Genomic DNA, 7,454 nt, shown 5'->3' with positions numbered 1-7,454 from the left:
CGCGGTGGTGACGACCTCGGCCTGGCCGGTGACGCTGGGCGCGGTATAGCCGACTTTACGCCCGCCGTCGTTGTTGATGGCCGAGCCTTTGATCACCGCATGGATCGTATCGCCGTCCGCCAGCGCATCGTCGAGCCGCTTGAGCACCACAATTGCGGCACCATCGCCAAAGGTCGCGCCTTCGCTGCGCGCGTCGAAGGTGCGGCAGCAGCCATCGGGCGATACCTGATCGCCCTGGACATAGAGGTAGCCCGCCTTAACCGGCACGCGCACCGAGACGCCCCCGGCCAGCGCCATATCGCACTCGCCGTCGAGGAGGCTACGGCAGGCCAGGTGCGTGGCGACTAGCGAGGTCGAGCAGAAGGTCTGCACGGCGAAACTGGGGCCGCGCAGGTTCAGCTTGTAGGCCACGTTGGTCGCCAGCGCGTCCTTGTCATTTTCCAGAACCGTGCTGTCATCGATCTGCGAGCGCAGCGCAGGATCGGCGAACATCTGCATCAGATAGACATTCAGGTTGGCTCCGGCGAAGACGCCGATGAGGCCCTTGTAGCGCTGAGTATCGTAGCCCGCCGTTTCCAGCGCTTCCCAGGCGCACTCGTGGAAGATGCGCTGCTGCGGGTCCATCATCTCAGCCTCGCGCGGCGTGTAGCCGAAGAAGGCCGCGTCGAAGTGCTCCACATCGTCCAGAATCGGGCGGGATTTTACATAGTCGGGGTTCTGGATCAGCAGCGGGTCGACGCCTGAGGCCAGCAGCTCGGCATCGCTGAAGTACGTCTTTGACTCGACGCTATCGCGAATGTTGCTCCAAAACTGCTCGACGGTATTCGCGCCCGGAAAGCGGCCAGCCATGCCGATGATCGCGATGTCTTGCGTCTCGACCGCCTGGCGCGTGCGCTGGCGGCGCTGCCGGAGCTGCGTCTCCTGCCGATCGACCTGCGGCGCATCCTTCGGGCGCAGGTATTGGGCCAGCGCGCTGACGGTTGGAGCTTCAAAGAGCGCCACGACCGGGATCTGGACCTTGAAGGTCTTCTTAATCTTCGACATCACCTGCAAGCCGTTGAGCGAGTTACCGCCCAGATCGAAGAAGTTGTCGTGAAGACCAACCTCCTCGATACCGAGAACGCCCTTCCAGATCGCGGTAATACGCTGCTCGTAGTCGCCGCTGGTCAGCAGCTCAGTGCCAGCGCGATCGTCGGCCATCGCCTCGGTACGCAGCGCCTCCATCCTGATCCATTGGTTGATGCGCGCTTCGAGATCGCCGGTTGAGTTGACGATCCGCGCGTAGCCACGGGTAGCAATCAGCCGCTCAACGGCCTGCGCGCCCTCGGCGGGCAGCATCTCAAACTGGGCGACGGTCGCGCCGATGACCGCGTGCTGGTTGGCCCTGAGCTGCCAGGTATCCCAGTTGACGCTCAGCCAGGGCACGGCGTGCTGACCATTGTGACGCTGAACAAAGGCATCGATGAAGCTATTGCCCGCCGCGTACGCTCCGAGCGTCAGACCGCCGAGCAGCGCTGAGAGCGACGAGAAGAGCAGGCAGAAGTCGAGCGGCTCGTCGCGCAGCACGTCCTCCAGCACGTACAGGCCATAGCCTTTCGGCTGGAAGTGCGCTTCGCACTGCTCCCGGCTCAAGCTTTCGAGCGCGCCAAAGGCGCTTGGGTCCGAGGTGCCCGCCGTGTAGAACACGCCATTGAGCGCGCCAAAGCGATCATGCGTTGCGTCGAGCGCCGCGCGCATCTGGGCTATGTCGGCCACGTCGGCCTGGAGCACCAGCACTTCCGCGCCCAGCGCTTCGAGATCCTGCACCTTGCGAATCCGGCTGCTGGTGCGATCGTCGGCGGGATGATCCGCCAGCCAGTCGGCCCAGGCTTCACGAGGCGGCAGCGCGACTCTGGCACCAAGGACCAGCCGCGCCCGGAAGGTACGCGCCAGATATTCGGCCAGCACCAGCCCGATCCCACCCAGGCCGCCGGTGATCAGATAGACACCGCCCTGCCGCAAGATCGACGGCGCTGCTTCCAGGCGCAGCGGCGTATAGCTCTGCGTCAAACGCCCGCCGTTGCGATAGGCAACTGCCGAATCGCCGCGACCAGCCTGCGCTTCCGCCAGGAGTGACTCGACGATCTCTGTGTAGTCGGCATGCGCGGGGAGCGTCAGATCGACGCTCTGGCAGGTGATGTTAACATGCTCCTGACCAATCACGGTGCAAAGACCAGGCAGGGTGCCATGCTCGGCGGCGGAGATGTCGCCATCCACGGCGGCATGCACACCATTCGAGGCGACGAGCATCTGGAGCGGCTCGACCAGCAGATGCGCGCTGAGGGCCTGAGTCAGAAACAGGAGGCTATAAAAGCCGCGCTGCTGGGCAGCGGAGAAGTGATCAGGGCCGCTCGACTCGGCGAGCGGATCGAGGCTCCAAAGATGCGCGACATGGGTCGGCAGCAGTGCGGAATCGCGCAGGGCCGCCAGCAGATCGTGATAGTCGGCTGGGCTGTCGGGGCGCACCTGGAAGCATCCGGCATCCTGCTGCGCAAAATGATCGCCTGGAACCACGCGAACAACCGGCATCCCGGCACGACTCAGGCGTTGCGCCATAGCCGCGCCAATGCCATGCGTGTCTTCGAGAATCAGCCAGCGACCGGTCAGCGTATCAGGTTTCGCCAGGGGCGTCGGCTGCCAGACCGGCTGGTAGAACCACTCGGCGAGATCGGGCCGCTTCCCGACGGCAGCCTGCTGTGCGAGTTTGGCTGCGCGTGCCGAGGACTCGATCCAGAAGCGCTGGCGCTCGAAGGGATAGGTCGGCAGTGCAATGCGCAGGCGCGTTTCGTCGGCGTAGAAGCCGTTCCAATCGATCGCCACGCCCAGGAGCCAGAGCTTGCCAAGCGCCGCCAGGATTCCGGCGATGTCCGACTGTTGCTGATCTGCGGCGGGCAAGGTGCTTTGCAGCAGATCCATGCGCTCCGCAGCGCAGGCCGGATGCTGTCGCACGAGCGCGCTCAACATCTGCCCAGGCCCGACCTCAAGGAGCACCTGCGGGGCTTGCAGCAGGAGCGTCTGGAGTCCGTCCGCCAACCGTATCGGCTGGACCATATGCTGTGCCCAGTAGGCCGGATCGCTGGCCTGCTCCGGGGTAATCCAGGTGCCGGTCACGTTTGAAAGATAGGGAATTTGAGGCGGGCTGAGCTTCAGGCCACGCGCCAGCGCCGTGATCTGCGCGGCAAGCGGCGACACATGCGGCGCGTCAAGGGCATGGCCTGCGGCGATCGGCTGACAGGCCACTCCGGCGGACTGAAGCCGATCGCTAACAGCACCGATGGCTGCGGATGCTCCAGCCAGCACACAGCGTGCCGGGCCGTGGATCGCCGCAAGCGAGATCTGGTCGCTCAGGTAGGGCTGGATCTCGGCCTCACTCAGCGTGACGCTCAGCAGCGTCCCGGCTGGTAGCGATTGCCTAAGCTGCGCGCGAGTCGCGACGAGTCGCAGCGCATCCTCCAGCGTGAGCACGCCGCTGACACACGCCGCCACGTACTCGCCGACGCCGTAGCCCAGCATCGCCTGCGGCTTGATGCCCCAGGTCATCAAGAGCTGCGCCAGCGCGTACTCGACGACAAAAAGCGCCGGTTGTTCCAGAGACTCCAGACCTGCTGCATGGCCTGGTTGTGGATACAGCGCCGCGCGAATATCCATGCCAAGCTGCGGCCTCAGCGCTTCGGCGCAGCGATCGACGGCGGCGCGGAAGGCGGCTTCCTGCTGGTACAGCTCGTGCGCCATTCCCACATAGTGCTCGCCGACGCCGGGGAAGAGAAAGACCACAGGCCGATCCCGTCCGGTCTGGTTGAGCGTAGAGACACGGCCTGGGTCGCGGGCTTCCAGCGCCGTCGTCAGGTCGGCCAGATCGCGGAACACCAGCGCGCGCCGATGATTGAACGCGCTGCGTCCGATCTTGAGCGTATAGGCCAGATCCGCCGGGTTGAGATCGGGTTGCTGGCGGCAGTGGTCGATCAGGTTGGTCGTCATCGCTTCCAGCGCCGTCTCGGTTTTGGCCGAGAGCAGCAGCAGGTGGTGCGGACGCGACGATCCCGATCGACGGTTCTCCGGGGCTTCTTCGAGCACGACATGGACATTCGTGCCGCCCAGGCCGAACGAGCTCACGCCCGCGCGGCGCGGCGTGCCGTTGCGCGGCCATTCGCGCAGCTCGGTGTTCACGTAGAACGGACTGTTCGCCAGATCGATGTCGGGGCTGGGCTGCTCGAAGTGCAGCAGCGGCGGAAGCTGCTTATGGGTCAGCGCCAGCGCCGTTTTGATCAGCCCGGTGACGCCCGAAGCGCGGTCGAGGTGGCCGATGTTGGGCTTGACCGAGCCGAGCGCGCAGAACTGTTTTTTCTTGGTCCCGCGACTGAACGCCCGGATCAGGGACGCCAGCTCGACCGAATCGCCGAGTGGTGTAGCCGTGCCGTGCGCCTCGATGTAGCTGATCGTCTCGGCCTTAACTCCGGCGTTGCTCAGGCCGCGCACCACGACTGAGGTCTGCCCGGCCAGGCCGGGCGCGGTGTAGCCCACCTTGCGAATGCCGTCGTTGTTGATCGCGGAGCCGCGAATGACCGCGTAGATCTGGTCGCCGTCGGCCAGCGCCTCAGTCATCCGCTTCAGCACGACGACGCCGAGGCCATTGCCCATGACGCTGCCCTGCGCCTGGGCATCGAACGTGCGGCAGTAGCCGTCGGGCGAGACGATGCCGCCCTCCTGGTAGGAGTAGCCGCTGCCCTGAGGAAAGGCGACCGCTACGCCGCCCGCCAGCGTAATGTCGGACTCGTAGGTGATCAGGCTCTGGTAGGCCAGGTGAACCGCAACCAGCGAGGTCGAGCAGAAGGTCTGCACGGCGATGCTGGGGCCGCGCAGGTTCAGCTTATACGAAACCGTCGACGAGAGCGAGTCTGCTTCGTTGCCGACGTTAATTTGCAGTAAGCCCACATCGTCAACTAGCTCAAGATTACTGAGCAGGTTGTTGTGCATATAGGTCGGATAGCACGAGCCGGCAAAGACGCCGATCAGCCCTTTGTAGGTTTCAGGATCATAGGCCGCGCGCTCCAACGCCTCCCAGGCGCACTCCAGAAAAAGGCGATGCTGCGGGTCCATCGTCTCGGCCTCACGCGGAGGATAGCCGAAGAAGCGGGCGTCGAACCGATCGGCGTCCTCGATCACCGTGCCAGCCTTGACAAAGTTCGGATCGCGCAGTGTCTCCGGCTCTACTCCGGCGGCCAGCAGCTCCTCGTCGGAGAAGAAGCGGATCGAGCGCACGCCACCGGCAATATTGTTCCAGAATTGCTCGACATTGCGCGCGCCGGGAAAACGCCCGGACATGCCGATGATGGCGACCGCCGTTGTATAGTCTTGCGATGACTGATTGGTCATACGATCTCCTCTTCTTCCACGTAGCTTCGACGCTGGAAGATTCCAAGCTGGGCTTTGCGGCGATCACCGCGATCGTCCAGATCCTCTTCGGCTTCCTCGGCCTCCGGCTGATCCTGGCCGGCAATATAGGCAGCCATCTCGCCGACTGAGGGTGCTTCGTAGAGCACATAGGCCGGAAGCTTGTCGATCGTCAGCGCCCGTCTGATTTTGCTGATGACTTCCACGCCGACAAGCGAGTTGCCGCCCAGATCGAAGAAGTTATCGTTGATCCCGATCTGATCGATACCGAGGACGCTGCCCCAGATACCGGCAATCTTCGCTTCCAATTCGTTGCGCGGCTCGATATAGGACGTGCTCAGGACCGGGCGGGGGTAGAGCGGTCGTGTATCTTCCTGGCCCTCGCCATGACCGAGCAGTTGATCGATCAGGCCGTTGCGGATCTGCGCGACCATCTCGACCAGATCCTGAGTTGTGATATAGACATGCGGTAGCCGTCCGGCAAGCGCGCGGCGGAACGCCTCTGTGCCTTCATTGAAGGCAATCCCATAGGCGCGCCGGTTGGCGATCAGGAACGCGCGAACGTCTTCGGGGTAGCCTTGCAGACCTTCCTGCCAGGCATCCCACAGCCACTCACCCCAGCTCAGCGCGATCGTCGCGCCGTGCTCGCCGCTGTGCCGCTGGGCGTAATGCTCCATAAAGGCGCTCGCCGCGCAGTAGTCGATCTGGCCGGGTCCGCCGCTCGTGACCGAGGCGATCGAGGAGAAGAGCGCCAGGAAATCAAGCGAGATTCCTCGCAGCGCGTGGCTGAGCGCCAGCGTGCCCTGGACTTTCGGCGCGAGCACGCCTGCCGCCGTTTCGGCACTCTTAAGCTGCGTCAGGCCGACGCCAGGCAGACCTGCCGCGTGCAAGACGCCGTGAATGGTGCCAAAGCGTGCGACCGCCTGATCGACAGCTATTTGCACCTGGACCGGATCGGTGACATCGGCCTGAAGCACCAGGACCTCCGTGCGCGCTTCCAGATCCTGAACGATCTTGATCCGGCGACCAAGGCCGCTGGTCGTGTCGGTACGTTCGAGGATACCCGGCCACTGGGCACGCGGCGGCAGCGCGGTTCGTCCGACCAGCACAAGCTTCGCCCGGCAGGTATCGGCAAGATGCTCGGCCATCGCCAGGCCGATGCCGCCCAGTCCACCGGTGATCAGATAGACGCCGCCTTCACGCAAGCGGGTATTGCGCGCTGCCGCCTGAAGCTGGACCGGCTCAAGCGTCTGGACCCAGCGGTGCGATCCCCGGAAGGCTACAATATCATCCGTGACTGGTCGGCTCAGCTCGTCCATAAGCTGCTCGATCAGCGCGCTGCTGGGACCGCCAGCAGGCAGCAGCAGATCGATGCTGCGGCAGGCGATACCCCGATACTCCTGCGGGATAACTTTACATGGACCGATCACGGTCGCCTTGGCTGGAACGATCTGCTCGATCCCGGTAACTTCCTGCATATCGTTGGAGACAACCGTGATCTGACAGCGATCGATGCCCTGGTCGCCGAGCGTTTGGGCAAGGGTGAAGAGGCTGTAGAAGCCATGATCGAGCAGGTTGGTAAGCCCGGCCTCGGTTTCATCGGCTCCGTTGATTGGCGGGGTCACGCTCCAGAGATGGACGATGCGATCCGGCAGCTTCTGCTCGCGGTTCAGCTCGCGCAGCAGCGCGTCGTAGTCTTCGCGCTGGCGGGGACGAACCGTGAATCCGGTCGGGCTGTAGCGGGCGAACGTCGGGCCGGGCGTGATGGTGATCACCTCCTGCCCCTGGCTGGTCAGTTGGCGCACCAACGACGTGCCGACGCCGCATTTGTCGAGGAAGATCAGCCAGCAGTGGCGCTCCTCAAATGCCGCCATGCTATCGCCGGGATCGCCGGGATTGCAGCGCTTCCAGGATGGTGTCGTGAACCACTCGCCCACATCTGCCCGGCGCGGCGGTGTGTTCGAGCTGTTTCCCGCTCGTCGCTTTGGCTCGGCCCAGAAACGCTGGCGCTCGAAGGGATAGGT

Annotated in this window: 2 protein-coding genes; both read right to left on the bottom strand. The window is 64.2% G+C overall.

Annotated features, from left to right (window positions below; translation table 11 throughout):
- Window positions 1-5,412, bottom strand: a 5,412-nt coding sequence (locus VFZ66_12700; GenBank protein HEX6290048.1) for a beta-ketoacyl synthase N-terminal-like domain-containing protein, incomplete at its 3' end; no start/stop codon positions are given.
- Window positions 5,409-7,454, bottom strand: a 2,046-nt coding sequence (locus VFZ66_12695; GenBank protein HEX6290047.1) for an SDR family NAD(P)-dependent oxidoreductase, incomplete at its 5' end; no start/stop codon positions are given. The genes VFZ66_12695 and VFZ66_12700, both read right to left, overlap by 4 nt.

The sequence above is a fragment of the Herpetosiphonaceae bacterium genome (assembly GCA_036374795.1).
In the GTDB taxonomy this organism is placed as follows: domain Bacteria; phylum Chloroflexota; class Chloroflexia; order Chloroflexales; family Kallotenuaceae; genus LB3-1.
This window is presented reverse-complemented; position numbering and strand designations above follow the sequence as displayed.